The organism is Pontibacter sp. YIM B11418 (assembly GCF_059278805.1).
Window position 1 is genome coordinate 1 of sequence record NZ_JCAEMH010000004.1, and the last position, 26,079, is coordinate 26,079.

General features: G+C 49.7%; 23 protein-coding genes and 1 tRNA gene. 10 read left to right on the plus strand and 14 right to left on the minus strand.

All coding sequences use genetic code 11. The annotated features are described in order from the left end of the window. From AC4QZR_RS10555 to AC4QZR_RS10575, 5 genes are all read right to left on the minus strand, one after another. Window positions 1-366, minus strand: a 366-nt coding sequence (locus tag AC4QZR_RS10555) for a GDP-mannose 4,6-dehydratase (RefSeq protein ID WP_494480894.1), incomplete at its 3' end; no start/stop codon positions are given. A 56-nt stretch (window positions 367-422) separates the two neighbouring features. Continuing rightward, window positions 423-1,418, minus strand: a complete 996-nt coding sequence (locus tag AC4QZR_RS10560) for an SDR family oxidoreductase (RefSeq protein ID WP_494480895.1) — start codon at window positions 1,416-1,418, stop codon at window positions 423-425. 88 nt (window positions 1,419-1,506) lie between these two features. Further along, on the minus strand, window positions 1,507-2,817 hold the full coding sequence (locus AC4QZR_RS10565; protein ID WP_494480896.1) for a nucleotide sugar dehydrogenase: 1,311 nt from the start codon (window positions 2,815-2,817) through the stop codon (window positions 1,507-1,509). Window positions 2,818-2,949: 132 nt separating this feature from the next. Further along, on the minus strand, window positions 2,950-5,307 hold the full coding sequence (locus AC4QZR_RS10570; protein ID WP_494480897.1) for a GumC family protein: 2,358 nt from the start codon (window positions 5,305-5,307) through the stop codon (window positions 2,950-2,952). A 19-nt stretch (window positions 5,308-5,326) separates the two neighbouring features. Further along, window positions 5,327-6,109, minus strand: a complete 783-nt coding sequence (locus AC4QZR_RS10575) for a polysaccharide biosynthesis/export family protein (RefSeq protein ID WP_494480898.1) — start codon at window positions 6,107-6,109, stop codon at window positions 5,327-5,329. 353 nt (window positions 6,110-6,462) lie between these two features. Here AC4QZR_RS10575 and AC4QZR_RS10580 point away from each other — a divergent pair, with 353 nt between their 5' ends. Further along, window positions 6,463-7,353 (plus strand): flavin reductase family protein, encoded by an 891-nt coding sequence (locus AC4QZR_RS10580; RefSeq protein WP_494480899.1) that lies wholly within the window; start codon window positions 6,463-6,465, stop codon window positions 7,351-7,353. Window positions 7,354-7,721: 368 nt separating this feature from the next. On the opposite strand, the gene AC4QZR_RS10585 is transcribed toward AC4QZR_RS10580, so the two are convergent. From AC4QZR_RS10585 to AC4QZR_RS10600, 4 genes are all read right to left on the minus strand, one after another. Next, a complete protein-coding gene (locus AC4QZR_RS10585; protein WP_494480900.1) occupies window positions 7,722-8,483 on the minus strand; it encodes a DUF6503 family protein in 762 nt (253 codons plus the stop codon). A 317-nt stretch (window positions 8,484-8,800) separates the two neighbouring features. Beyond that, window positions 8,801-9,463: a YceI family protein gene (locus AC4QZR_RS10590; RefSeq protein WP_494480901.1), complete on the minus strand. Its 663-nt coding sequence runs from the start codon at window positions 9,461-9,463 to the stop codon at window positions 8,801-8,803. Window positions 9,464-9,833: 370 nt separating this feature from the next. Beyond that, window positions 9,834-10,493 carry a YceI family protein gene (locus AC4QZR_RS10595; protein WP_494480902.1) on the minus strand — a complete coding sequence of 220 codons (660 nt, stop codon included), beginning with the start codon at window positions 10,491-10,493 and terminating at the stop codon, window positions 9,834-9,836. Window positions 10,494-10,541: 48 nt separating this feature from the next. Beyond that, entirely contained in the window at window positions 10,542-10,997 is a 456-nt protein-coding gene (locus AC4QZR_RS10600; RefSeq protein ID WP_188502458.1) for a MarR family winged helix-turn-helix transcriptional regulator, read from the minus strand. Between the two features lie 635 nt (window positions 10,998-11,632). Here AC4QZR_RS10600 and AC4QZR_RS10605 point away from each other — a divergent pair. The 3 genes from AC4QZR_RS10605 (at window position 11,633) to AC4QZR_RS10615 (ending at window position 13,776) form a co-directional block, all read left to right on the plus strand. Beyond that, a complete protein-coding gene (locus tag AC4QZR_RS10605) occupies window positions 11,633-12,640 on the plus strand; it encodes a c-type cytochrome (protein ID WP_494480903.1) in 1,008 nt (335 codons plus the stop codon). A gap of 130 nt (window positions 12,641-12,770) precedes the next feature. Next, window positions 12,771-13,247: a methylated-DNA--[protein]-cysteine S-methyltransferase gene (locus AC4QZR_RS10610; RefSeq protein ID WP_494480904.1), complete on the plus strand. Its 477-nt coding sequence runs from the start codon at window positions 12,771-12,773 to the stop codon at window positions 13,245-13,247. Between the two features lie 97 nt (window positions 13,248-13,344). Then, on the plus strand, window positions 13,345-13,776 hold the full coding sequence (locus AC4QZR_RS10615; protein WP_494480905.1) for an RDD family protein: 432 nt from the start codon (window positions 13,345-13,347) through the stop codon (window positions 13,774-13,776). Window positions 13,777-13,779: 3 nt separating this feature from the next. Here AC4QZR_RS10615 and AC4QZR_RS10620 read toward each other — a convergent pair whose 3' ends face one another. From AC4QZR_RS10620 to AC4QZR_RS10640, 5 genes are all read right to left on the minus strand, one after another. Further along, window positions 13,780-14,340 carry a SixA phosphatase family protein gene (locus AC4QZR_RS10620; protein ID WP_494480906.1) on the minus strand — a complete coding sequence of 187 codons (561 nt, stop codon included), beginning with the start codon at window positions 14,338-14,340 and terminating at the stop codon, window positions 13,780-13,782. Between the two features lie 57 nt (window positions 14,341-14,397). Further along, window positions 14,398-17,274 (minus strand): tetratricopeptide repeat protein, encoded by a 2,877-nt coding sequence (locus AC4QZR_RS10625; RefSeq protein WP_494480907.1) that lies wholly within the window; start codon window positions 17,272-17,274, stop codon window positions 14,398-14,400. Window positions 17,275-17,487: 213 nt separating this feature from the next. Next, window positions 17,488-18,198, minus strand: a complete 711-nt coding sequence (locus AC4QZR_RS10630) for a phosphatase PAP2 family protein (RefSeq protein ID WP_494480908.1) — start codon at window positions 18,196-18,198, stop codon at window positions 17,488-17,490. Window positions 18,199-19,134: 936 nt separating this feature from the next. Next, a tRNA-Leu gene (locus AC4QZR_RS10635) sits at window positions 19,135-19,216 on the minus strand. Window positions 19,217-19,338: 122 nt separating this feature from the next. After that, the gene (locus tag AC4QZR_RS10640) at window positions 19,339-20,046 is read right to left on the minus strand and encodes a phosphatase PAP2 family protein (RefSeq protein ID WP_494480909.1); all 708 of its coding nucleotides are present in this window, start codon (window positions 20,044-20,046) and stop codon (window positions 19,339-19,341) included. Between the two features lie 93 nt (window positions 20,047-20,139). Between AC4QZR_RS10640 and thpR the strand changes: the two genes are divergently transcribed. The 6 genes from thpR (at window position 20,140) to AC4QZR_RS10670 (ending at window position 26,043) form a co-directional block, all read left to right on the plus strand. Further along, the gene (thpR, locus tag AC4QZR_RS10645; protein WP_494480910.1) at window positions 20,140-20,712 is read left to right on the plus strand and encodes an RNA 2',3'-cyclic phosphodiesterase; all 573 of its coding nucleotides are present in this window, start codon (window positions 20,140-20,142) and stop codon (window positions 20,710-20,712) included. A 33-nt stretch (window positions 20,713-20,745) separates the two neighbouring features. Then, the gene (locus AC4QZR_RS10650) at window positions 20,746-21,237 is read left to right on the plus strand and encodes a CinA family protein (RefSeq protein ID WP_494480911.1); all 492 of its coding nucleotides are present in this window, start codon (window positions 20,746-20,748) and stop codon (window positions 21,235-21,237) included. A 181-nt stretch (window positions 21,238-21,418) separates the two neighbouring features. Further along, window positions 21,419-22,072, plus strand: a complete 654-nt coding sequence (locus tag AC4QZR_RS10655; RefSeq protein WP_494480912.1) for a class I SAM-dependent methyltransferase — start codon at window positions 21,419-21,421, stop codon at window positions 22,070-22,072. Window positions 22,073-22,130: 58 nt separating this feature from the next. Continuing rightward, on the plus strand, window positions 22,131-23,960 hold the full coding sequence (locus AC4QZR_RS10660; RefSeq protein WP_494480913.1) for a M61 family metallopeptidase: 1,830 nt from the start codon (window positions 22,131-22,133) through the stop codon (window positions 23,958-23,960). A gap of 254 nt (window positions 23,961-24,214) precedes the next feature. Continuing rightward, complete coding sequence (locus AC4QZR_RS10665) at window positions 24,215-24,868, plus strand: hypothetical protein (protein WP_494480914.1); 654 nt, start codon at window positions 24,215-24,217, stop codon at window positions 24,866-24,868. Window positions 24,869-25,026: 158 nt separating this feature from the next. Further along, window positions 25,027-26,043: an MBL fold metallo-hydrolase gene (locus AC4QZR_RS10670; protein WP_494480915.1), complete on the plus strand. Its 1,017-nt coding sequence runs from the start codon at window positions 25,027-25,029 to the stop codon at window positions 26,041-26,043. Window positions 26,044-26,079: the final 36 nt, after the last annotated feature.

A 26,079-nucleotide genomic window follows, 5' to 3' on the forward strand; every position in this document is an offset into this window, starting at 1 on the left:
GCCTTCGTAGTCTCCGGCCCAGGTGTGGCGGCAGGCTTCCAGCAGGTTGACTGTGCCCATCACGTTAGTCTGCACGAAGGCCATCGGCCCGGCAATCGAGCGGTCGACGTGCGACTCGGCCGCCAAATGGATGACCGCCTCAAATCTGTGCTCAGAAAATATCTCCTCCAGGAAGGCAGCGTCGGTGATGTCGCCCCTGAGGAAGGTGTAGTTCTCCCTACTCTCCACGTCCACCAGGTTCTGCAGGTTGCCCGCGTAGGTGAGCGCGTCGAGGTTGAAGATGTTGTAGCCGGGGTAAGCTTCCACAAATAGCCGCACTACGTGCGAGCCAATGAAGCCGGCTCCCCCGGTGATCAGTAGGTTCATAATGTTTAATTTATCTCATGATAGTTTGTCTAACCCCTACTTATCTAAGGAGAAGATTATTGTTCTACAATGCCACCTTGCTTATACCAGTTGAATGTTAAATCTAAACCTTTTGCAACAGAAAATTCAGGATTGTAGTCTATCAGTTGGCTTGCTTTGCTAATGTTTGCCAAGCTGTGTCGTACATCGCCTTTTCGCTCCTCCCGATATTCTGGGACTAGTTCTACACCTGCGGTTTCAGTTATTTTTTGCCATAACTGGTTCAGAGTAGTCCGCTCACCATAAGCAATGTTTACTACTTCATGCTGCCTTAAATCTTCAATTAGCATGGCCTTGATATTTGCCTGCACTGCATTCTCCACAAAGGTGAAGTCCCGGCTCGTCTCCCCGTCCCCATTGATATAAGGTGCTTCGCCCTTGATAGCAGCCTCAATGAAGAGCGGTATTACCGCCGCGTACGGTCCCTTCGGGTTCTGTTTTGGCCCGAACACGTTGAAGTAGCGCAGCCCTATGGTGTGGAAGTCGTAGGTCTTGGAGAAAACGCTCCCATACAGTTCGTTCACATACTTAGTCACGGCATAGGGAGACAGTGGATTGCCAATCTGATCCTCTACTTTAGGTAGCCCCGGATGATCACCGTAAGTGCTAGAACTGGCGGCATACACAAAACTTTTGACACTTTCATCCCTAGCAGCTACCAGCATGTTTAGAAAGCCGCTCACATTTACCTCATTGCTGGTAATCGGGTCGTTTATAGAACGAGGTACTGAGCCCAATGCTGCCTGGTGCGATATATAGTCAATGCCTTCCGATGCTCTTCGACAGGTTTCTAAGTCCCGGATATCACCCTCCATCAGCTCGAAGGCTGGATTGCTCTTAAACTCCTCAATGTTGGCTTGGGAGCCGGTGGAGTAATTATCCAACACGCGCACCTTGCCAGCCCCGTACTTAAGAAGGTACTCGACGATATTGGAGCCGATGAAGCCCGCCCCGCCTGTGATAAGGAAGTTGCTTTGGCTTAAGTTCTTTGTATGATAGGGATTATTGTACACTTTTACTTAGTTAAAAATTAAGAGTTAAGAGTGCTCTAAGCCACCCATTGCTCTCCGAGGAGGGGAATTTTCTACTTAGGTCGTTTACCTACAAACGTGCGTCGGAGAGTTCTTTGGGAAGAACGCCTTTTACGTCGTAGATCACGGCTTTTTCTTTGCATAGCTTGCTTAAGTCGAGTGACTTGAACTCATTGTGTGAGACGGCCAGAATGATGGCATCGCAGTCTGTGGTGCAGTTAAGCTCCTTCACAGAATCCCATCCATATTCGTGTTTCACTTCATCTGGCTCAGCCCATGGGTCGTAGATCGTAATATTGGTGTCGTAGTCTTTCAGCGTGTGCAGGATGTCCACTACTTTCGTGTTACGTACATCCGGGCAGTTCTCTTTGAAAGTAATTCCAAGCACAAGGATTCTGGCCCCTTTTACCGGAATGTCCTTCTTCACCATCAGTTTGATCACCTCATGGGCCACATACTCGCCCATACTGTCGTTGAGCCTACGGCCAGCCAAGATGATCTCTGGATGGTAACCCGCCTCCTGGGCCTTCTGAGCCAGATAGTACGGATCAACCCCAATACAATGGCCTCCTACCAGGCCGGGTTTAAACTTCAGGAAGTTCCATTTTGTACCAGCAGCCTCTAATACTTCATCAGTGTCGATATTTAAGCGATTGAAGATCTTGGCCAACTCGTTGACAAAGGCGATATTGATATCACGCTGCGCGTTCTCGATCACTTTGGCCGCCTCAGCTACTTTGATGGAGGTTGCTTTGTGAGTACCAGCCGTGATCACGCTTCTGTAAAGTTTATCTACTTTTTCTGCAGTTCCAGGTGTAGAACCGGAAGTTATCTTTAGGATTTTAGCCACGGTGTGCTCCTTGTCGCCTGGGTTGATGCGCTCAGGCGAGTAGCCTGCGAAGAAGTCCTCGTTGAACTTCAGCCCGGATACACGCTCCAGCACCGGTACACATTCTTCTTCTGTAACCCCTGGGTAAACAGTAGATTCGTAGATGACGATATCGCCACGCTTCAATACTTTACCAACTGTTTCACTAGCTTTGTAGAGCGGGGTTAAGTCAGGCCGGTTGTGCCGGTCTACCGGGGTAGGTACTGTTACAATATAATAGTTGCAGGCTTCAATATCTTGCAGTTGATTTGAGCAAAATAAGCCGGTCTGCACGCTAGCATCGGGAATTATAACTGATTTCAAATATTCATCCGCTACTTCAAGTGTACGATCATAGCCTGAGTTTAATTCCTGAACACGCCCTTCATTGATATCAAAACCAATAGTCGGAAACTTCTTTGCAAATTCAACGGCTAGTGGCAAACCTACATAACCTAAGCCGATTACGGCGACTCTAGCATTATCAATAACTGTCATTTCTATACCTGACATTTTTATGTTTGTTTTTCTTCTTACCCCAACACCCTCCTAAAAAAATGGAGGGTGCATTAAAAAATATTTTTATTATCGGCTATTGAATTTCACCTCCCTCCCCTGTTTATAAGGGAGGGTTGGGGTGGAGTGTCACCCTTTCACTAATTTTTTCAGCTTCCTGCCAAGCCCTTTCTTCTCATCTTCATAATAATTTCCATAACCGTAACCATAGCCATAAGAGTAACCGTAGCTGTTGCTCTTTTTGGCGTCGTTCAGCACGATCATTGGGTGCTTGAGCTTACGGCTCTTATAAAGGTCGTCGATGATTTGGAGTTGTTTCTTATGCGTGTAGTTATAACGCACAATATATATGCTAGAGTCAATATAAGGTGCAAGCGCTAAGGTATCCGCTACTTGACCTACAGGAGAAGAATCAAGAATAATGTAATCAAAGCTTACCTTCAGTTCTTCTAGAAGCACACCAATTTTCGGTAATAGCATTAGTTCTGCTGGGTTTGGAGGTATAGGTCCTGAACCAATGATGGCGAGTTCTGGCATTTCAGGAGCAAACTGGATCATATCTTCAACCTGAACTGTATCGGATATCAAGAAATTCGTGATACCAATGTTGTTTGGCAGGTTCACCCCTTGTGTCAGTTTTGGCTTGCGCAAGTCAAAACCAAGTACCACGACTCTTTTACCCGTCATCATAAGGCTGGCTGCCAAATTCAAGCTAAAGAAAGTTTTCCCCTCGCCACTCATACTGGACGTAACCAAAATCACCTTATTCTCCTTTCCGCTCGCAGCAAACTGTAAGTTGGCTCGCAAGAGCCTGAACAGTTCGGCACTGGAACTACGGCTCTCTTGTGATATTACAAGCATATTGCCAGATTCGTTGTGCCCTATTTCGCCCAATATAGGAGTAGAAGTACCTCTCTCCACATCACGTAATTCTTGCACGGTATCATTCAGCATATCGCGCAGAAGAATTCCGGCAAAAGGTATAGCCAGACCGGCTAACAGCGCCATCAAATAAATGGTATTAGACTGAGGCTCAATCGGACTTCCGCCTGCCGCTGCCGGATCAATGATGCGAGAATTGGAAGGTGTAATAGCCTGTGATAGGGCTGCTTCTTCACGTTTCTGAAGCAGGTACAGGTATAATCCCTCCTTAACACCTTGCTGACGACTGATCTTGGTCAATTCCCGCTGCATAGAGGGTACCTGACGTACCTGTGACTCAAACTGCTTGGCATTGGCCTGCAAATTTCGTCGAACTACTAGTAGTCCTTCCCGGATGTTGCGTATGTTCTCCAGAATATTAAGACGTAGTATTTCAAGTTGCTCGTTTACGTTAAGCAAAACAGGGTTATTATCAGTCACAGAGCGGCCCAGTCTACGACGCTGATTCTGCAGTTCATTAAAATTACTAATCAATCCTCCCAAAGTGGGATCAGCAATATTGAGGCTGGTAGGAACTAGTTCATACCTATTTTCTTCATTCTGAAGGTAAGATTCTACCGACATCAGGATTTCCAATTTGATCTCGTTTTCAGTGATCTGCTGGTTTAAGCCATGTGCAGTACTTAAATAGAGACCTCCACTAGCCGATTGATCTATAATCCGGTTCTCCTGCAAATATTCTTCTACATCTTTTTCTACTTCGCTTAGCTCTCCTGTCAGGTATACAAGGCGCTCATCGATAAACTGGATTGTTTTCGTTACTGCCAGATTTTTTTCATTGATTGACTCTCGGTTATAGACTTCAATCAGTTTGTTCAGAATATCTTTGCCTTTAGCAGGTACAGGGTCAACCAAGCTAAGTTCCATGACCGTGGCAAATTCATTTATGCTCTTCACACCCAGTTGCTTGCTATAACGACTGGCCAACTTACGCAGGTCGTTAAAACGAACCAAGACACGACGCCCTTTGTCATTTGTTACATCAGAATCAGCCACTATAGTGAAAGTACCGTATCGCTTGCTAATCTGCTCCCCGAACTTATGGGTTGATACTTTGCTTTCTCCTTCCCAGATACTGAAGGTATTGCCATCTTCGACCTCCACCACAAAGCTTTTACCTAAGCCTGCAGAATCCAACTGTGCAACTACTGCTTTAATTGGACTTCGGCCTCCATACAATTCAGGTGACTTGATGCGTCCTTCCCCGTAGTAAGAAACTTCAAGACCAAGTTCTTGAAGAACACGCTCCATCAAGCCCTTGGATTTGATAATAAGGACTTCGTTAGAGAAGGATTTATTAGCCTTTAATCCAGCTAAATCTCCCAACACGCCACTACTAGCTAAATCAGCGCCGCTCTCATCTTTGATCAGGATAGTTGCTTTGATGCTATAAACTGGGGTAGAGTAACGTAAGTATAAATGGGCGGCCGCGAGAGCAATAGCTACCCCTATAAGAAAAAGGTACCAGTAACGCAGGTAACGCATTACGAGTGCTTTTATATCTAAAGACTCAGAATTATCTTCCTGAAAATCGAGTTCGGACATTATTTAAGGAAGTATTAAGTTATTTTAATAATTGATAGAGCACCAAGGCAGATGAGACAATGCCTGCAGCGAAGCCCCAGTTACGACGGATAAAGCTGGTACCACTTACCTTCGCTTTGTCAGGCTCTACATATATAATATCATTCTGCTGCAAATAAAAAAATGGTGAATATAAAGTTTCTTTTTTATTCAAGTCAAGGCGAGCCATGCTGCGCTGACCATCCTGCTCCCGAATAATGAGCACGTTTCCCATTTTACCGTAAATAGAAATGCCGCCTGCCATCGCAAGCCCTTCCAGTATATTAACTTCTTCGTTATCAGCAGGCACATCCACTACTCTAGGTCCCGTCTCCCCCATCATCGTAAAACGGAAATTCTGCAGTCTTACTTTCACGATCGGATCCTGCACATATTCGCCTACCTGCAATAGGATTGAATCCCGTACTTGTTCCGTAGTCAGCCCACTTACCAGCAAATTGCCGATTACAGGAAAGTCTATCGTACCACGGGTATCTACTAAGTAACCTTGGTTTTCATTTCCTATCTGACGCATCATGCCACCACCAGCACCTTCTTCTATGATTATACCACGACTAAACAGCATATTGGTTTCCATATTAGGAGTTAGCACATCAATAGTAAGCAAATCACCCGGCTTTATGGTCAGGCGCTTTATCTCGACAGTTTCAGTAAGTAAAGCTTTCTGCTCCAAGTCACTAAAATAAACGATGTTACGAGTGCGTAGTGAACTACAGGAGGCGAAGAAGAGAAGACTCAGGAAGAGTACTAGTTTAATTTTCATATAGGGTCAATAGCATTTGCTAATGCAATAAGCTAAAAGGCATTATTAAGTCTCAGCGACACAAACACATTGTCGCTAGAAAGCAAAATTACATAAAATGTTTTTGAAAACAGCTTTTAGTCTTGGGAATTTCCAGCTTTTCAACATCCTATCTATATTGCCTTGACTAAACATGTGTGCTCTTCCGCTATCATCCTGAACGCTAATGAGAAATCTGAATCAAATCAGAGCTTGAACACTACTCCAGATTTCTCCTATCGCCGAAGTGACATACAACCTTCTGCCTTTTCTTTCTACATCCATACATTTCGTAAATTGCGTTCTCTTTTGATACCCTCTTATACAGACATACCATGAAAACCATAAACCCGAAAGAAACCAAAACGGCTGAAGTACATGCTTTATTGTTAGGGGCTATTGCGCCTCGGCCAATTGCCTTTGCTAGTACGATAGATGAGGAAGGGAATGTGAACCTAAGCCCGTTTAGTTTCTTCAATGTGTTCAGCGCCAAACCGCCTATCGTGGTCTTCTCCCCTGCCCGACGGGTGCGTGACAATACCGGAAAGCATACATTGGAGAATGTGGAAACAACCCGGGAAGTGGTTATTAACATCGGCAACTACGATATTGTTGAGCAGATGTCGCTGGCGAGCACGGAATATGATAAGGGCATTAATGAGTTTATTAAGTCTGGTTTGACGCCAGAGCCATCACTGATGGTCCGCGCGCCCCGGGTAAAGGAAGCGCCCTTTGCTATGGAGTGTCGGGTGAATGAAATAATCAGCCTGGGGCCGGAAGGCGGAGCGGGTAACCTAGTGATCTGCGAGGTGCTAATGATCCACGTGAATGAAAACATTCTGAACGAGGAAGGCAAAATTGATCCTTACAAGTTAGACGCGGTCGCACGTATGGGCGGTGACTACTACCTCCGTGCCAATGGCGACTGCATATTCGAGCTCCCAAAGCCCGTACGCAACAAGGGCGTTGGCGTAGACCAACTACCAGAGCACATCCGCCACTGTAGCATCCTGACTGGCAATCACCTGGCCCGATTGGGCAATACAGAGGTTATACCTACTGCTGAGGAAGTAGAGACCTTTAAAACTGATCCGGTAATAGCTTATACCTTGAATAAGTATAGAGAAGATCAGGCGCAGTTGCGGGAGCAATTGGAGAAGCTTGGCAAGAAGCTGCTCGACGACCATCAGGTGCTAGAGGCCTGGAAAGTGTTGTTGATGATTTAATTGTTGATTGCTGATAGGTAATTGATGTTGGTGCATGATTGTCATCCCCCTACCCCCTTCAAAGGGAGACTTTTCTCAATGCGTACTTCAATAATGATTCTCACATATTGAGTATCCCACTTTGAAGGCAAGGCCGTTTCATTCTCAAAGACTATCCCCTTGAGGGGATTATAGGGGTGTATTTTTGATGCTGCAAAGCTATTAGTTTAGACAGTATGCAGTTTTTCCACTGCTATAAACACCCCTCTCGCTCCCCTCAAGGGGAAAATTAGCCAGAACGAAACAGCCCTGCCTTTGAAGGAGGCAGGGGATGACGCACTATAGCAGGTATTTACTCATGCACGATTTGGACTGGTCGCGAACAGTCCCTACAGGCCTTCTATCGAATTAACTTCAATTTCCTCCAGCACAATCTCCGACACCTTTTCCATCTGCCCTGCCTCAAAGGCCTGATCATAAGATTCTAACGGAATTGTTTCGTCTTTTAAGGTATAATTGTTATAATCCTGAAATAAGATGCCGCCAATGGTGCGGGGATTGAAGGCCTCGCGGAAACGGGTGCCACCGTCGTTTTCCTGGAAAGAGTAGGCCAGGTAGTCCATGGTGTGGCGCTGCTGATGGAACCAGTAGATGTAGACATCCTGGTAGCCTTCGCCGCCTCCTTCCTGGACAAATGTCACACGCACCTTGTGGTAAGGCTCTCCTTTGATAGTAGTTTCGCCCAGGTATTCTTTCTGCACAGCCTCGTCGTTAAGGGCATAAGGCAGTAGGGCAAAGTAGATCACCGAGTTAACAGAAGCGGTATAGGCTTTCTGCTTTTCTTCAGGCAGGTCTACCTCTACGTCATTGATGGTGCGGGTAAAGCCACTGTTTCGCCAAACATCCCGCACCTGCTGCCCCGTAGAATCCGTAAACGTGCGGCTATACACAAATACCCCACCATCACGCAAAGCCCGGTATTGCCTGTCCCGGAACTCAAAGCTGACCGCACTCTTCAGGAAACGCTCCCCTCCATGCGCTTCAATCGCCTTATCCACAATCTGCTGCGCATCCGGCTGCTTTTCAGTCTGGCAGGAGGTGATACTGATTAGTAGTAAGCATAGGAAGGTATAGATAGATTTGTACGGCATAAGGTGGTGGCGTTGTTTGTACAGGCAAGTTAATCATTTTACAACTATCTGTATGGAAAGGTCGCGACCTGTCTGAATCTTGCACGAATAATCTGTCTGAACTCCAACACCAGCAGAATGTACTTTTTTGTCATTTCGAACTGGGTGTAGGGGCCCTCTATTAGTGAGAATCTGACACATAACACAGGCATTGAAATGATTCAGATCTCTCCTATTTGTCATCGCGATGACAAATAGGAGCAGGCTCCTACAAACAGAAAAAAGCCCTCCCCTAAAAATAGGGGAGGGCTTTTGTGGTATTTACCTGCTGGAGGTAATTATTTTTTAGCTGTGATATCCAGGCTCACGGTGAAGTTATCGTCGATTACTTTGTCGCCCAGGTCATCGAAGAAGCTCTTAGAACCGTAACGTACATCATACTTCGCACGGTCAACGATTACATCGGCTTTCGCAGTGGCTGTGCCATTCTCTACATTGATTGTCGCCGGGAAGCTAACAGGATTGGTTTTGCCCTTGATGGTTAAGTCGCCTTCTACGTTATAGTTCGGCTGGCCGGCAGCAGCGTCGGCAATCGGGCTGATGCTGTTGATCTTGAAGTTAGCCGTTGGGTGCTGCTCTACGCCAAAGAAATCGTCAGACTTCAGGTGACCTACTAAGTCAGCATTGTATTTGGCATCTGTCAAGTCGGTGTTGGTGATAGAGGCCATATCGATGGTAAACTCGCCACCTACTAACTGGCCGTCAGTTACTAACAGTTCGCCACCTTGCAGGCTGATGTTACCAGAGTGCTCACCACCTACTTTTTTACCGTTCCAGGTCAATTCGCTGGCAGCCGTATCTACGGCATACGCTTCACCTTCTGTTGCAACAGTGGCTTCAGTTGTAACGGCAGTTGTGTTTTCAGTTGCAGTGTTACTGTCGGTGCAGGCAGTAAAGAAAAGCGCTGCGGCCATAGAAGCAAGGATTGCTGTCTTTTTCATGTAATTCTAATTTAGATAATTATAGTTTTCTAATTCTGTTTGCAAATCTAATGTATATACATTTATTGTACAAACATAGTTCAGAAAATTTTGAATTGTCGCATAGATAAAAGAATTAGCAACCCTGTTAGGATAAGTCGCAACCTGTCCAAATCGTGCATGAGTGGTTCCCGATATCCCAGGAATGCCAGCAAGTACACTAGATGTCATTTCGACCTTTAAGAGAAATCTGAGACATAACGCAGGCCTTATCATCATTCAGATCTCTCCTGTCGTCGAGATGACAAATAAATATCTGTCCCTGCTAGAAACAAAAAAGCCCTCCCCTGAAAACAGGGGAGGGCTTTTTTAGGAATATTCATGCTATACCTTAGCTATTCGTCTGCTTCGCCTTCACGTTAAAGCTTACTGTAAACTCGTCGTAGATTGCTTTGTCGCCCAGGTTCTCGAAGAAGTTGCTGGAACGGTAGCGTATGTCATATTTGGTGCGGTCTACGGTCACATCGGCTTTGGCAGTGGCTACACCGTCTTTCACGGAGATAGTAGCCGGAAAGCTTACCGGGTTGGTGATACCTTTGATGGTCAGATTGCCTTTTACGTTGTAATTCGGCTGGCCAGCAGCGGCCTTTGCGATCGGAGTAGCTTCCGTAATCACGAAAGTAGCGCCTGGGTGCTTTTCTACACCGAAGAAGTCATCTGACTTCAGGTGACCAACCAACTTGCCGTTCATGCCGGCATCCTTGATGTCCTCCACTGTTATCGAGCTCATATCAAACTCGAAGGTGCCGCCGGTCACGCGGTTTTTATCCACCTGTAGCTGGCCGCTTTTCATAGTTATTTTGCCATAGTGCTCACCAGTCACTTTTTTGGCGTTCCAGTTTACTTCGCTTGCAGCAGTCTCCACAGCAAAAGTGCGTGCCTTGGCAGGAGAGGCCACTTCTGTTGCATTTAGATCAGTGCGGGAGGTGCCGGTAAAGGCAGAAAGCATCAGCGCGGCGGCAAGTGATGCCAGAATAGCGGTTTTTTTCATGTGATTTATAAATTGTTGAATGGTTGGATAGTTAAATTGTAAAATGGTTTAATTCTTCTCCCTCACTTTATCCAACAGTTTGCTTAGCTGCAGAGCTTCTTCGTCCGACAAATTCGTTATACCTGTTCCCTTCCCTCCTTCCAGTTCGTCCATCTGCTTGAGCAGATTCAGGCCCTTGTCGGTGATGAGTACATCGACAGTGCGTCGGTCATTTGGGCACTGCTGACGGGTGACCAGTTCCTTGGCCACTAGCTTATCTACGATCCGCGAAGCGTTCGAGGTCTTGTCGAGCATGCGTTCGATCAGCATACTAACGGTAGCAGGTTTAGGGTATTGTCCTCGCAAGATACGCAAAACATTATACTGCGGTAGACTTACCCCAAAAGGTTTGAACTGCATACTCTGCTGTTGCTCAACCCATCCCGCCGTGTAAACCAGGTTAATGTACGCCTTCTGGTGCGGACTCCTGAACACCGCCTGCTTTATTTCTTCTTCTATATTCATTTTATGTTGTTTCTTTTTGATATTAACCCACTCCTTTTCTTGCTAAGGGCATCAACTAGAGAATAGCCATGCCGCTAGCTACCACTTCTCTCAAACTTGCGAGTTAATTTGGTGAACAATTAACACACCTGCCCCTCTCAAGAGCAGGGTTGTTTCATTCTCCAGTACTATCCCCTTGAGGGGATTATATATAAGGGCGTAAATTCAGCATTGAAGCGCCAGTGATGGGCCAATTTCCATTTACTCTACACCTGATAACCCCCTATTCGCTCCCTCAAGGGGAGAATCAACTTGAATGATACGGCTCTGTTCTCAAGAGGAGAATATCTCCTGTGTAGTTCCCCTCTTGAGAGAGGCAGGTGTGTTGACCATTTTTGTTGATACCTGAAAGACCTAATCCTGAGAATCCTCAACCAAATATTCATGCTCACAAATATATGTACCTACATTTAATACAGCAACATAGTTCAGTTTTATACTCAAATTTTTGACGCTTCTACATTATGAGGGGAAAGCTATACTAATAATAACTTACTATCAACACATTAATTCTTGATTATAAAGATATTTATTTAAAATATTACACTTTAAAGTCAAACAATTCCCCGAATCTATACCTTATACCTCTCACTATTATGAAAAAAGCTCTTAGAATCATTGGTATGTTGCTTGTGGCCCTGGTGGTAATTGCTGCGGCAGGGGTCGTATACCTACGCTATACCTTCCCAAAGGTGGATGCAGCGCCTGCTATCACCATTAATAAAACGCCGGAGCTAATTGAGCGGGGCGCTTACCTGGCCAACCATGTGGCGGTTTGCATCGACTGCCATTCTACCCGCGACTTTTCACGTTTCTCGGGGCCGGTTATACCTGGCACAGAGGGCAAAGGGGGCGACGTGTTTGACCATTCCATGGGCTTCCCTGGCGTTTTTTATGCCCGCAATATCACATCTGACACTGAGACAGGTATAGGCACTTGGACCGATGGGGAGGTATACCGCGCCTTTACGACGGGGGTTAGCCGCAATGGCGATCCGCTTTTCCCGGTTATGCCTTATAAGTCGTATGCCAGTATGACGACCAATGATGCTTACGCCATTGTCTCCTACATTCGTTCGCTCGACCCGATCAAGCACCAGGTGCCGGCCTCCAAACCAGATTTCCCAATGAATCTGATTCTGCGCACCATCCCATCAGGTAAGCCAACTCCTACTGACGAGCGCACACTGGACGATGAACTGATCCGCGGCAAGTACCTGCTCACCATAGCGGCCTGCGCTGAATGCCACACGCCACAAGAGAAAGGGGCGCCTGTCGAAGGGAAATACCTGGCCGGTGGGTTCGAGTTTAAGTTTCCGAACGGCGCCGTGTTACGCTCTGCCAACATCACACCAGACAGGCAAACAGGTATAGGCAACTGGACAGAAGAAACCTTTGTGCAACGCTTTAAAAGCTACGGAACACCTGAAGCAACTGCCAAAAAGCTTGGCTCTGACGATTTCAACACTATTATGCCTTGGGCCATGTATGCAGGCATGGAAGAAGCCGACCTGAAAGCGATCTACAAATACCTGATGTCAGTTGATGGGAACAACAACAAGGTAGAGCGCTTTACTCCGCCAACGGCAGTAGCCAGTAAGTAGGCCTATCCTATACCTGACACCCACGTTTGCCAGCACACGCTCAAACTTTGATGGCGAACGTAGGTTTGAATTCCTATATTTGAGGTATAGCCAGGCGCATACTATGGAAAGCAGAACCTACACTACTTATATGCCATCTCCCTTGGGGCAGCTCCGGATCAGCGGTACAGATTTAGGTATAACGGAAGTCAAATTCTGTGATGACGAGGTAGCACTAGATGACGGTACAGGTGAACTGCCGGCCTGCCTCAGCGCCTGCGTGCAACAGTTGCAGGAATATTTTGCGGGAAAGCGGCAGGATTTTGAATTGAATTTAGCGCCAGCAGGTACGACTTTCCAAAAGCAGGTATGGCAGGAGCTTCAGGGTATACCGCATGGCAAAACCACCAGCTACCTGGCTGTGTCTAGGGCTGTTTCGGGAGAGAAGGCCATAAGGGCTGTGGGTGCCGCCAACGGACGGAATCCGATCTGTATTGTAGTGCCCTGCCATCGAGTAATCGGCAGCGATGGGAGCCTGACCGGATACGCTAGTGGCCTATGGCGAAAAGAGTGGCTTTTGCGCCATGAAGGGGCACTTCGGGCGGCTACACAAATGAATCTATTTTAAAAATTACAATTTTTAATAAAATACTGCAACCCACTTGCAGGTATGTAGTATAGAGTAGTAGCATCTTGTGTTAAGGTGCTATTACTCCTTATTACTTATGCAGTTGTCTTATCAGAAAGCGAAACCGCACCTACTTGAGGCTCAGTTGGGCACGAGGGTACTTGCTTTTTGTCTGGACGCACTTTTTTTGCTTTCCATTATCGGACTGATCGAGTTCTTTACCTTCAGCAGCAACGAAGAAGCATTTCTATTTAAGTCAGAGCGCTTGCTGCACTTACTGATGGGCTGGCTCTACTTTGCCGGCACCGAAAGTGCTACCTGGCAGGGTTCTATTGGCAAACATTTGCTGGGACTTCGCGTTGTGGGTCATTCTGGTGAGCGCATTTCGTTCCGGTGTGCCAGCCTCCGCTACCTGTTCAAGCCTATCAGCATTTTTGTATTGATTATGCAGGCGTTAACAGGAACAAGAGTTTCCTCCCATTCCCGCCTATTCCACGACCGCATCTGCAAGACCAGGGTGCTGGCCTAAGCCTTAAGCGCCAAATTCAGTCACCTCCACACTCGCCGTACTGTCGGGACGAACAGTCAGTTTAAACAAATAGCGGTACTGGCTGTCTGCAATCTCTTCGAAAGGCTTTGTCGCGCCAAATGCTTCGATGATCGGCAGCAGGGTATTGGAGTGCCCGGCCACCACAACCGTCTGTCCGCTATGCTCTTGTAGGATACGTGCTTTCAGCCCTTCAAAGTCGTGCCCTTCATACTGCACCACCTCTAAGTTGCGTTCCTTGGCCAGCGGATAAAGCGTCTGTCCGGTGCGCATATACTTCGTCGCATACAAAGCATCCACCTCCTGTCCTTCCAACAAAGCACGCAAGGCCTCCGCCCGTGCATGTCCTGCCTCTGTCAACTCCGGATCTTCATTGGAAGCATCGGTAGTATCCTTCTCGGCATGCCGAACCAGGTATACGGTGGTCACTTCCGTAGCAGTCTCGATCTCCTCGATTTGCTGATCAGAAGTTGACGTACCGGTGTTGCAGGCACTGAACATGCCTATAAATAAAAGAAAGAAAGCGAGGAGGAAGAGATTTTTCATGAGTTAAGGTTAGAATGTTTGGAGGTAGAAAGTTAAGAAAATTGTCTGAATCAGGATTTACAACTTATACCCCAATTCTATACCTTCCGTAAGCAGGCGTTCGGCCTGGCCGCTTTTGCCTTCCTGGTGCAGGAGTCGGACCAGACTTTGGCGGGCTTCGTACAGGTATGGGTTCTCGCGAAGGGCGGCTTCGTAGGCTTTTCGGGCCCGTTTTTGATCCTTTTCCGCTTCCCATACCTTGCCGGAGGCGAACAGAAAATCAGCTAATTCGGCAGGCGTGTGTTGTACGGGTTGCTTCTTGAGTTCTTCTTGTGCCTTATTCGTATCAGCTAGTCCGGCGTATACCCTGGCCAGCAGCGTGGCCTCGCTGCGAGCACGCATTTTACCGTTGCTAATGGGCTCCAGTAATTGCTGAGCGGCAGCTTTATCTCCCAATTGCAACTGCCAGGCGGCCATGCGTACCATGTAGCCGGGGCGGGGCGTTCCAGCTGCTGTGAGGATGCGCTGCGCTTCTGCAAGCGTGGCGATGGCCTCAGAATACTTGCCCTGCGTGGCTAGTACTTCGGCATACTGCTGGCGGAGTTCGTACTGTTGCGGCTTGCGTGCAACCAGTGCCGCCAGGGTGCGCTCCGCCTCCTGCGATGGTGCGGCAGTACCCCGCAGCCAACTGGTATAGGCCTGTGCTTCGTCGCGACGGTCACGCAGGTAGGTAGAGATAGTGGGGGCTTCCTGCGCGTAGCGTTCTCCTACCGCAATGGCCTCAGAAAGACGACCGTAGGAGGCATACATTTCCCGGAAAGCCTGGTTGATGCGGGCGCGGGTCAGCAGGTCATCCTCCAGCAAAAGGGCCTGGTCATAGCGTGACTGCTGCTCCTGTACTGCCCGGCGGACCGACAATTGTCCGGCTCTGCGCCGAGCTTCAAACAAATCCGCCTCTGCGGTATAGATCGGTGCATAATCCTTGTTCACTTTTTGAGCTCGCTGCAACCACTGCTGCGCTTCGTCGAAGACCAGTTGTCGTTGCTTCAGACTGGCATAGGCAATTAAGGCGGGCTGGTAGTTGGCGTCCCAGGTCAGGGCTGAATCAAGGAGTGCGGTCGCTTTGGGGTAGTTTTGTGCCCGGGTTTCGCGTTCGGCCAGGTTCAGGTATACCTGCGCCCAGTTGCTGGCCATGGCCTGTTTGTCGCCGGCCAGGTAGGCTTGCTGCCTTTTCACAAGCTCGTCCAGGAAGGTATAGAGTGCCGGATCCTTTGCCTTCAGGTCGGCGGTGGTATTAATGGACTTGTGGTTGAGCGGATGCACTTTCACGGGCTCGAAGTAGGCCGGATAGGTCTGGGCCAGGTACTCGTGCTCGTTGTTAGCTGAATAATAGTCGAGCGTGCGCCCTTCTTTCATAGCATTATGGTAAAGCTGGCGCACAGTCCGGTTTTCAGCGTCCGTAAATACCCGCCCATGAAACAAGTGCACATACTCATGCAGCACCACATTGCGCTCCAGGTAGGCTCCCCGGATCACGTATTCAATGGCGGCTGCCCCGCTGCCTACTCCCCTAATATCCATCCACTGACGGTTGTCAAAAGTAGTAGCCTGTCGGAAGAAAGGCGAATTCATGGCAATGGCCAGGTCAATGTGCAGGGGCGGGATCACGAACTTTTCGCCTTGCCGCGACAGGAAAGGGAAATACACCGTGCTGGCGTATAGCTGCGACCAGACCATCTTTTTCACCGTCTCTCCAGGATAGTACGTTACATCCGGAAACACGCGTGCAAAGTTGACAGGGTCCTTGATTTCCGTCTGCCGGATCACCTGCGAGAGTGAGTCATAAGCGGCCAGGTATACGAGTTGCTTTTGCTTGATGACAGCGGCCAGGGCATTGTGCGCCGGACCGTAGTGTTGCTTCTTACGAAGGATGCGCTGGAAAATAACTTCCGCCGAATCGAGTCGTGGCTGGCGGGGCAGGTCGAAAGCCATGTAGTAAGCAGAGCCGCGCAGCATGTCGGGCAATACTGAAGCCGGATACGTTTGCTGCACTTTGCGGATATCAGCCAGGGCTTCCTGCAGTTTGTTTTGAGAGATCAGCTGATCAGCAGGTTGCAGGGCATTGCGTACGGCTTCATCTTCCGGCTGGGCGTAATCAGCATAGGTGAGGTTAGTGTGACCGTTGCCCCAGTGCCAATGCGTGACATAGTGCAGCGGATTGAGTTCCAGCGCAAGCTCCCACTGCGCGGCCATGGCGTTGAGTTGTGTGGCGTCCACCCGGCGCCAGATGGCATAGCCGTAATTGAAGCGAGCATCCGCATTGAATGGGTCGAGCGTTAGGCTTTTAACAAGAGGCTTTTCGGCCTCTTCGGGCTTCTGGTCCCAGAACAGCACATCCGACTCCAGCAGGTAGGCGGCGGCATTGCTCGGATTCCAGCGTTGTACTTTCAGTGCCTGAGCTAGGGCCTCGTTGTACTTTTTCTGCAGCATTAGGATGCGTCCTGCCAGCAGGGCGGACTCTTCATCTTTTGGATTGACACGCAGTAGTTTTTGGGCAGTGGCCAGCGCCTCCTTCAATTCCCAGGCCTGAATCTGCAGTTTGCCTTGCAACAGTAAAGCGGCTCTGTTGGCAGGTTCCTGTTTCAGCACCCCTCCCACCAACACTTCTGCTGCCTGGTATTCGTGCCGCAGGATGGCAAGACGCGCCTTAGCTAAGTTTACCCCGGGAGAAACGGGAGTTGATTTGAGCAGCGCCTCAGCCTCCTGCCACATCCCCAGGTCCAACATGCGGTTAGCTCTCTCAGGCAATGGCCTTATACCTGTTTCGTGCAAGGCGCGTCGCTCTTTTTCCAGCCTGGCTTTTACTTCGGCTATCTGGTCAGGCTGCTGAGCAAAGGCAGGTATAGCAAGAAATAACAAGGTATAGCAAAGGCATACAATCAGAAGGCGAGGCATAGTTTCTGTTTTAGAGAGGCGGTTGATCACTCTAAATTAAGCTGCCTGATGCTGAAGACAAAGGGAAATTTTGAATTGTTAATTGTTAGATGGTTAAATGGTTAAATTGTTGAATTGTTAATTGCTGATTGTCATGTGGAACTGGTGCATGATTCGGACAGGTATACCGGTGCACGATTCGGACAGGTCGCGACCTGTCCCTACAATAGAACATCAACTCTCTACCTTTCTCCCTTCCAAATTTTCTAACCTTCCAAAATACCATCTCTCGAGTTTATTCATTAGCCAGATAGCAACTAGTAGCCAGATAATACCCATCGCGTAGCCTGCCAGCACATCGGTAGCGTAATGCACGTTGAGGTAAATGCGGCTGTAGCCGATGAGCAGCAGCAATAAAGAAAGCAAACTAACCCATAACCAGCGCCAGAAAGGGTTCTTTACCTCCCGCCACACAATGTAAATAAGCAGTCCATAAAATGAGCCACCGATCATGGCATGTCCGCTGGGAAAGCTCAGACCCGACTGCTCCAACATGGCAGTGAGGGGCCGGGGCCGTTCGAATAAACGCTTCAGCAACTGATTGAGCATGGTACTGGTAAAGGTGATCACCAATACCTTCAGGGCGTACCAGCGCAGGTGATGAAACCAGGCCATGACCAGCACAATGAGGGCGGGCGCAACCAGCAGGTAGTCGGCGGAGGCGAAAAAAGAGAAAAAACGCATCAGGCGGGTCATACTTTCGGAACGGTGCGAGGCCGCAAACTGAAACAGAGCACTGTCCAGACCGGTGTCCTGCAGAATGAAAACTTCGCGGGTCATGTAGCCGAAAACAAGCAGACTGGCAAGAAAAACTAAGCCCACCAGCGCTGCTTCAGCCGAAAGCAGCGCCAGTAGTTTCAGAAGTCGCTTGGTAAGGCTTTTCATGTCACAAGCATTTTGCCCACTTTACGAAAGAAGGGGTGGTTAGGTGAGGTATAGCTTTTTGAAAAGACCTCGCAGTGTCTTCCAGACCTGCAAGTGTCTAACAGATTGGCAGCGGCTGAAGAGGCATAGGTATAGTTATAGCAGTCAGTTGAGACACACGCGGGAACTCTGCACACCACGAGGTCTGCAGGTACAGCTTGTCTGAATCAGGATTTACAGGATTAAAAGAGGGCCCCTACCCCCACGGATTGACAGGATTCTCTTGCACAATTATACATCCCCCTGCCCTCTTCGAAGGGGGACTTTCCGCCGTTACCAGTTCGCAAGTATAAGCGCTGTAGATTTTGCTACAGATACCGGATCCAACCACCCCTACCCCCTCCTTGTCTAAGGCGGGGAGCCTGTAATTATTACTTTACAGGTATAAGTTTTGTAGCAAACGCCACTGGCAGGTATAGCAAGAGTAACTTACCCCATAAGCGATGAAACAGCCAGCTGTGCCAGGTGCACCAACAACGATTTTGTGTCTGAGCGGTCAGCGAGTTCAAAATTGTCTTGATTTTTTTGCTTACTGGGGGTAGGGGCCCTCGATTTTTTCATCAAGGAAAAAAGTAAGGCCCGCCCGGCCAGGGCAAAAGCCAGCTATGCAATAGCCCAACCGCTATACCTACAGCAGGCCGCCGCTTCGCCGAACCCGAAGAAGTCGCAAACTGGCCCCATGCAAAACCACCAGTTGCGCTGACGCTAAACTTGCGGTATATCTGTACCTAAACCTATACCTGGCCCAGAAGTCCCACTATTGCAGACACAAGCGAGGACACTCGCGCCATCATCCCCTTCACACACGTGAAGAATACTTATTTGAAAATCACTCCAGAAAGGTATAAAAACAAAAAAGCCGGCTTTGCAGCCGGCTTTTTTAACATTTTGAATCGGTGCGCACGGGGAGACTCGAACTCCCACACCCGAAGGCACAGGCTTCTGAGACCTGCACGTCTACCAATTTCGCCACGTGCGCATTTGGTATTATTCAAAATGTGTTCCCAAAACCCTTTAACCCTTGTTGATTGGGATTGCAAAGGTATAACAGAATTTATTATCTGCAATAGCTCACCCGAAAAAAATTCCTCTACCTGAATATCATTCCTCCTCAACCACAGGAGCGATTTCTTTGCGGGTATACTTCTCAATGCGGCGCAGGAGCCCAATACCAAAGATAACCCACAGAATACCAGCAGCGAAGCCTGCTACTACATCGGTTGCGTAATGCACGCGCAAGTAGATCCTGCTGAATCCGATGAGTAAAATAAAAATAACGAGCAGTGCCACTAAGAAATTTCGCAGCGGCTTCGACTCCACATGCTTCCAGGTGAGGTAAATGATCAGACTGTAGAAAGAGGCGGCGATCATCGAGTGACCGCTCGGGAAACTCAAGCCGGAGGCGTCGACCAAGGGCATAGCGGGCCGTTCTCTGTCAAAAAAGAACTTGAGCACCAGGTTGAGCGAGATACTGCCTAGCGCCACCACCGGCACTTTGAGCGAATACCACTTATGCCTCCGCACGAACAAAAAATAGGCGATCAGCAACAGCCCGGCCGCCGTCATAAAGTGGCGGGAGGCGAAGAAGGTGATAAACTCGATAAACTGTGTAAAGCCGGTGCTCTGCAAATCGGCGGCAACCGCAAAAGCTGCCTCATCGAACTTTATCGGGCCGGATTCCTCCACCACCTGGGCGCTCACGTAGAGAAAAACCAGCACACAGGCCAGGAAAATCACCATCACAAAGATCAGTTCGAGGGTGAACAAGGCAAAGCCCGCAGCCAGCTTTTTATAGAAGTTTCGTATCATACATACTCGTGGTCTTGGTTCAAATTCAGGCTAGGTATACGCCCGACCTGTTATTACGTATGCGAAGCCATACAAGTATAGACAAGATAGAGCATGGGCCAAACCACCAGACTATTTATTGCAGCACCGCTTCCTGATGCGCTCAAGCAGTATTTAACCGAGCAGGCCGCCAGGTATAAGAGTGATGCCATTCGACAAGTCCCCACGGAGAACCTACACCTGACGCTTTATTTCATCGGCAACGTACCGGCCAGTCAGTTGTCCACTATTCAGGACATTGCCGCCCACATGGCGCAGCAGTTCGCCCCCTTCGATTTACACTTGGAAGCTATCGAGCCGGGCCCCAAGCCCCGCTCCCCTCGCCTGATCTGGGCCCGATTTAGAAGCCATGATGCCTTCGCCCAGCTGAGTCGCAGCCTCACGCTGGCACTTTCTGAAGCCCCGCCCCCCAACCGCGAGCCCAAACCGCACGTTACGCTTGCCCGCTTTCGCAAGGACCGCCCAGCGCCCCACGATCTTGAATCGTTCGAACCTGCCAATCCGGTTACACTTCACGTAAATGAAATGGCGGTCTGGCACTCGGAGTTAGGATCGCCTCACCCCCGCTACAGCATCCTGCAACGCTACCCACTGACAGGTAACCCCTCGGACGGCAAAACAGTATGAGAATCACCCTTTATCTGAACTAAATGTAACCCTATGAATCAAACGGAGCTTACCGAACTGACCATGATGCTGAAAGACAATGGTCTGACCGTTGCCTTTGCTGAGAGTTGCACGGCCGGCATGTTGTCATCTGAATTGGTAAAAGCCAAAGGCAGCAGCGATGTGCTGATTGGCAGCCTGGTGGTATACAATGTCGAAGCCAAGAAAAAACTGCTGGGTGTGAAACAGGATACCCTCGACCTCTACACCGCCGAGTCGCAGCAGGTAACCAATGAGATGGTGATGGGCCTGAAGAAAGCGTTGAATGCCGACATCAGTGTCGCCACCACGGGCCTTGCCGGTGCCGGAGGCTCCGAAACATCCGAAAAGCCGGTGGGTACCATCTTCGTTTCCTTTCTTTATGATGGCAAAGCGGAGGAGTTCCGGGAAGTGTTCAAAGGCAACAGCCAAAGTCTGCTGAAACAATTTACCGAATACGTGCTCGAAAAACTTAAAGGTATTGTGGAAGATCACTACTCTCGGTGATCTTTATGACGGGTGAAGGATCGTTGATTTTTGGCATTTCGAACGCTAGTGAGAAATCTGGAGTGAAAATAGCCTGTTAATCCTCCCAACCTTTAATTTCGTCATTCAATTGAATCCAATTAGGATTGAAGTTACTAATGAGCTTACCCACTTTCTCTTCAGATTTCTCCCTTAGGTCGAAATGACAAAATCTGTGAACAACACCAATTTCGACAGCATTGCCCCGGTTTACGATGGACTCTCACGGCTCGTCTTCGGCAATGCATTGCGCCGAGCGCAGACAGAACACTTGTCTCTTATACCTGAACAGGCAAAAGTATTGCTGATCGGGGGCGGCTCTGGTTGGCTGCTGGAGCAGTTGCTGAATCGGCAGCCGCTGGTGAAGGTGACCTACCTGGAAGTTTCGCCTAAAATGCTGCAAATGGCCCAGCGGCGCGTAACGAATCAAGCTTCTGTTCTCCCCAAAGTAGACTTTCGCTTAGGCGACGAAAACAGCCTGCTGCCCAATGAAACGTTCGACGTGATTCTCACTCCCTTTCTACTCGATCTTTTTCCTGATGAGCGGCTGCAGCATCTGATGGATCGGTTAAGTGCCGCACTACGACCACAAGGGCTCTGGCTTTTCAGCGATTTCTGGCCAGCCCAAACATCAACACCTGGCTGGCAGCGGTTGCTGCTCAAAAGTATGTATACCTTTTTCGGCTTCGTGAGCCATGTGAAAGCTTCCAGACTACCTGACTTTAACGATCACTTCGCCAGACAACCGCTGCTGCTGGAGGCTTCCGCCACATTTTACGGCGGTCTGGTACAGGCCAGGGCCTACCGGAAGGTATAGCTACTTTGCGCGACAATAATAAAATTCCTACTTTTAGTTTCGAACCAAACACACCCTTATGTCCACGAGACTTTTTGGCGCCCTGTGCGCTGCCCTGTCGCTGTCGTTTACCCCACTACTGGCACAGGAACAGCAAGTTAGCTACCACCTCTCCTTCCTGAACGCCGTGCACCACGAGGCACAGATCAGCGTCACGTTTACAGGTATAAAAAGCGACACCCTGCAGGTGCTCATGCCCCGCAGTTCGCCGGGCCGCTATGCACTGCACGAGTTTGCCAAAAACGTGTACAGCGTGAAAGCGACCGATAGCAAAGGAAAGCAGTTGCAGATCAGCCGTCCGAATCCGCACCAGTGGGATGTAAGCGGGCATCAGGGAGAGATCACGCTGAGCTATACCTTGTTCGGTGCCCATGCCGACGGCACCTATACCGGCATCGATGAGACGCACGCGCACCTGAACATGCCCGCCACCCTCATGTATGCCCGCGGCTTCGAGCAAGCGCCCGCCCGTGTCACGTTTCGCATACCTAAGGGGAGTAACTGGAAGGTTGCCACACAGCTGCAACCGCTCAACGACTCCACCTTCACCGCGCCTCACTTTCAGTACCTGATGGACAGCCCCACCGAGCTGAGCAATTTTGAACTGGCAGAGTGGACCGTGCAGGACCGCGGCAAAAGCAAGACCATTCAGGTAGCCATGCACCACCATGGTACCAAAGCACAGTTTGAAGAGTACGTAGCGAAAACCAAGCAGATTGTAGCCGAGCAACAGGCGGTATTCGGAGAACTGCCCGACTTCGATTTCGGCCGCTATACCTTTATCGCCTGCTACGGTCCGCAGGCCATAGGCGATGGCATGGAGCATCGCAACTCTACCATCGTGTCGAGCTCCCGCCCGCTGGGCACTGCTACCACAGCCTTGCTTGGTACCGTGTCGCATGAGTTTTTCCATGCCTGGAACGTGGAGCGCCTGCGTCCGCAGAGCCTCGAACCTTTCGATTTTCAACTCGCCAACATGACAGAGGCATTGTGGCTGGCGGAAGGTTTTACCTCTTACTACGGCGCCCTGACCATGTACCGCCTCGGCCTTAACGACGTGCGAAACGTTGCCCGCGACCTGAACTATGTGCTGCTCACACCGGGCAGGCACTACCATAGCCTGGTGGAGATGAGTATGCAGGCACCTTTTGTGGATGCCGCCCGGTCCGTGGACCCGAACAACCGCCACAACACCTTTATTTCGTACTATACCTATGGCAGCATGCTCGGTCTGGGGCTGGACCTGACATTGCGCCGCGACTTCAATACCACCCTCGACGCCTACATGCAGGCGCTCTGGCAGAAGTACGGCAAAACCGAAAAGCCCTACACCATGACCGACCTGGAGCGCACGCTGGCCGAAGTGACCAAAGACACCGCCTGGGCAGCCGACTTTTTCAGACGGCAGGTATACGGCAGTGAACTGCCAGACTACGCCGCTCTGTTGGCCGAAGCCGGCCTGCAGCTGCGCAAAGCCGAACCCGGCAAAGCTAGCCTGGGACCCGCCAACTTCGAGTTCAGCAAGAACGGCGCGAAGCTTCTGAATGGCACTTATGTCACCTCGCCGCTCTATAAAGCTGGCCTGAACCGGGGCGACATTATCCTGACGCTCAATGGCAAGAAAGTGACCAGCGAAAAGGAACTAGAGAAAATCATGCGAAAACTAAAGCCGACGCACAGTGTGCCGATCACTTACCGAAGCAGCGAACTGGCCCCGGTCATCAGCACGCAGATTGTGCTGGAAGAAATGCCGGAGCTGATGATCGAACAGTTTGAAAGCGCAGGCAAGGAGCTCACACCCGCCATGAAAACCTTCCGGGAAGCTTGGTTGGGGTCAAAGGCAAAGTAGTCACCTTCCTTTTTGCTCCCGGAAGACTTGTTTCTGCATCGGGGATGATAGCCTATACCTTTTACTGTCTGCTTTTGCCGGGCTTGAGCTTCTGGCTGGCTTTTTTGAGCAAGCGTATACCTGGCTTAGGGAGCAAAAGCAAGGTATAGCCGCCTACAACAAATGACCCGCGTACCCGTTTGAGAAAGGACACCCGCTTGTTTCTGAAGCAATTGCGATGTAACTTAGTACCACATTCAACTGATTTTTTTCACGTGAAAATATTTTTGAGCACTTTCCTGACCTGCAGCCTGCTTTTCGCAGGGAGCGCCATGGCACAGACAGGCCAGAAAGCCAGCCTGGAAACGGCGCCCGCCCCGGTCCTGCAGGAGCGACCAGCCCCAGCTACTGAAGAAGAAAGGCCGACGAAATTTGAGATGCCCGCAAAGCGCTTCAGCTACAGTCTTTCGGCAGGAGCCAGCTTTGGCAGCGGTTTTGGCGCCACTTATTTGGAGCCAACCGTGCGTTACCAGCTCAATCCGCGCCTGCGCGTGTTCAGCAGCCTGACCTATCTATCGGTGATGCCGGGCCAGTATGCCGTACCTACTTCTGATGGCGGAACTACCCTGATGCGGAGCAGCCAAAGTGATCATTACATTGCCCATGTGGGTGCCGAATACCTGGTGAACGATCGTCTGATCCTGAGCGGCAGCGTGTGGAAGGACTTCTCGAACATACCAGCTCAGAACCCGGCTTACATGAACTTCATGAACCCGGGCCGCCAGGGCATGGACATGCGGGCGACTTATAAAATCACAGAGCACTTTTCGGTGACCGGTGCTATGCGCTACTCTAAAGGCGCCTCCCCATTCTACAGTCCATTTCACCAACCGGTGTCTGTGGGCCGAAGCGGAGGTTTCTGGTACTAGGCTTCCGGCGTAGGATAAAAAATCACAAAGCGTCTTTTCTGAAAGGAGAAGGCGTTTTTTTAATGCCTGTTGGCGTATTTTAATTAATTACCGGCACACGTTTCAACTTTCGTGCGCGTTATCGTGTTAATATTCCCTGAAACAAGCTTATTCAGATTTTGAGGCAGAAGAACGAAACAGTAAGACATCTGAAAAATGACAAACTGCCCGTGGTGAAACCAGATTTCCGCGGCAACAAGACCATTAACGGGCAGTTTGTGAATGGCGACGAGCTCTTTATCCCTAAAATGAGCAAGGTGCTACGCTGGAAAACCTCCCGCAATCCGCAGCGCGAAGAGAAAAAAGCCGACACTTTTGTGCCTCCCGTTGTCTACGGCACCGATTTCATCATATCGAAGGAAGATATGGTGGTGTGGCTGGGGCATGCTACGTTTCTGATCCGGGTGAACGGTCTGACTATGATCACCGACCCTGTGTTCTACGACCTGCCCATGATCAAGCGCCGCATCGGGCTGCCCTGCGCGCCGGAGCAACTCACAGGTATAGACCTGGTACTGCTCTCGCACGGCCACCGCGACCACCTCGACGAACGCTCCATCAAAACACTCTACCGCCACAACCCGGACCTGAAGGCCCTTGCCCCTTTGCATGCCGGCGACCTGTTGCGTAGCGCCGAGCCGCACCTGCCTTACCAGGAGGCAGGCTGGTACCAGAAATTCGACCTCACCCCAGAAGGTATAGAGATCTACTTCCTGCCAGCCTCGCACTGGCACCGTCGCGGCATGTTCGACATGAACAAAGTGCTGTGGGGAAGTTTCCTGATAAAGACGCCCACCATGCAGCTTTACTTTGCCGGCGACACAGGTTATAACGGGCACTTTGAGGAGATCGAGTCTTTGTTTGGCCCGATGGATGTGTGTGTGATGCCGGTGGGGGCTTACCGTCCGAGCTTTCTGATGCAGAAAAGCCACCTGAATCCGCACGAGGCGGTGCGGGCCTACAATGTGCTGCGCGGCGGCACTTTTATACCGATGCATTACGGCACCTTCGACCTGTCGGACGAGCCGGCGGGAGAGCCGGTGCGCCTGCTCGAGCAGATCGCCGCATCAGGTATGATGCAGGGCTTGCGTATACCTGCCATTGGGGAGCAGGTGCTGCTGCGGGAATTGGTATAACCGAAAACCGGCAGGCTGTGCTATATTTGCAGCGTT

What these genes read in the sequence shown, in the direction of transcription:
- thpR (WP_494480910.1), top strand. Translation starts at nt 20,140, where the DNA reads ATGGGCCAAACCACCAGACTATTTATTGCAGCACCGCTTCCTGATGCG.
- AC4QZR_RS10575 (WP_494480898.1), bottom strand. Translation starts at nt 6,109, where the DNA reads ATGAAAATTAAACTAGTACTCTTCCTGAGTCTTCTCTTCTTCGCCTCC.
- AC4QZR_RS10620 (WP_494480906.1), bottom strand. Translation starts at nt 14,340, where the DNA reads ATGAAAAATCTCTTCCTCCTCGCTTTCTTTCTTTTATTTATAGGCATG.
- AC4QZR_RS10565 (WP_494480896.1), bottom strand. Translation starts at nt 2,817, where the DNA reads ATGTCAGGTATAGAAATGACAGTTATTGATAATGCTAGAGTCGCCGTA.
- AC4QZR_RS10600 (WP_188502458.1), bottom strand. Translation starts at nt 10,997, where the DNA reads ATGAATATAGAAGAAGAAATAAAGCAGGCGGTGTTCAGGAGTCCGCAC.
- AC4QZR_RS10585 (WP_494480900.1), bottom strand. Translation starts at nt 8,483, where the DNA reads ATGCCGTACAAATCTATCTATACCTTCCTATGCTTACTACTAATCAGT.
- AC4QZR_RS10640 (WP_494480909.1), bottom strand. Translation starts at nt 20,046, where the DNA reads ATGATACGAAACTTCTATAAAAAGCTGGCTGCGGGCTTTGCCTTGTTC.
- AC4QZR_RS10610 (WP_494480904.1), top strand. Translation starts at nt 12,771, where the DNA reads ATGCCATCTCCCTTGGGGCAGCTCCGGATCAGCGGTACAGATTTAGGT.
- AC4QZR_RS10580 (WP_494480899.1), top strand. Translation starts at nt 6,463, where the DNA reads ATGAAAACCATAAACCCGAAAGAAACCAAAACGGCTGAAGTACATGCT.
- AC4QZR_RS10660 (WP_494480913.1), top strand. Translation starts at nt 22,131, where the DNA reads ATGTCCACGAGACTTTTTGGCGCCCTGTGCGCTGCCCTGTCGCTGTCG.
- AC4QZR_RS10650 (WP_494480911.1), top strand. Translation starts at nt 20,746, where the DNA reads ATGAATCAAACGGAGCTTACCGAACTGACCATGATGCTGAAAGACAAT.
- AC4QZR_RS10615 (WP_494480905.1), top strand. Translation starts at nt 13,345, where the DNA reads ATGCAGTTGTCTTATCAGAAAGCGAAACCGCACCTACTTGAGGCTCAG.
- AC4QZR_RS10655 (WP_494480912.1), top strand. Translation starts at nt 21,419, where the DNA reads ATGACAAAATCTGTGAACAACACCAATTTCGACAGCATTGCCCCGGTT.
- AC4QZR_RS10595 (WP_494480902.1), bottom strand. Translation starts at nt 10,493, where the DNA reads ATGAAAAAAACCGCTATTCTGGCATCACTTGCCGCCGCGCTGATGCTT.
- AC4QZR_RS10625 (WP_494480907.1), bottom strand. Translation starts at nt 17,274, where the DNA reads ATGCCTCGCCTTCTGATTGTATGCCTTTGCTATACCTTGTTATTTCTT.
- AC4QZR_RS10590 (WP_494480901.1), bottom strand. Translation starts at nt 9,463, where the DNA reads ATGAAAAAGACAGCAATCCTTGCTTCTATGGCCGCAGCGCTTTTCTTT.
- AC4QZR_RS10630 (WP_494480908.1), bottom strand. Translation starts at nt 18,198, where the DNA reads ATGAAAAGCCTTACCAAGCGACTTCTGAAACTACTGGCGCTGCTTTCG.
- AC4QZR_RS10570 (WP_494480897.1), bottom strand. Translation starts at nt 5,307, where the DNA reads ATGTCCGAACTCGATTTTCAGGAAGATAATTCTGAGTCTTTAGATATA.
- AC4QZR_RS10605 (WP_494480903.1), top strand. Translation starts at nt 11,633, where the DNA reads ATGAAAAAAGCTCTTAGAATCATTGGTATGTTGCTTGTGGCCCTGGTG.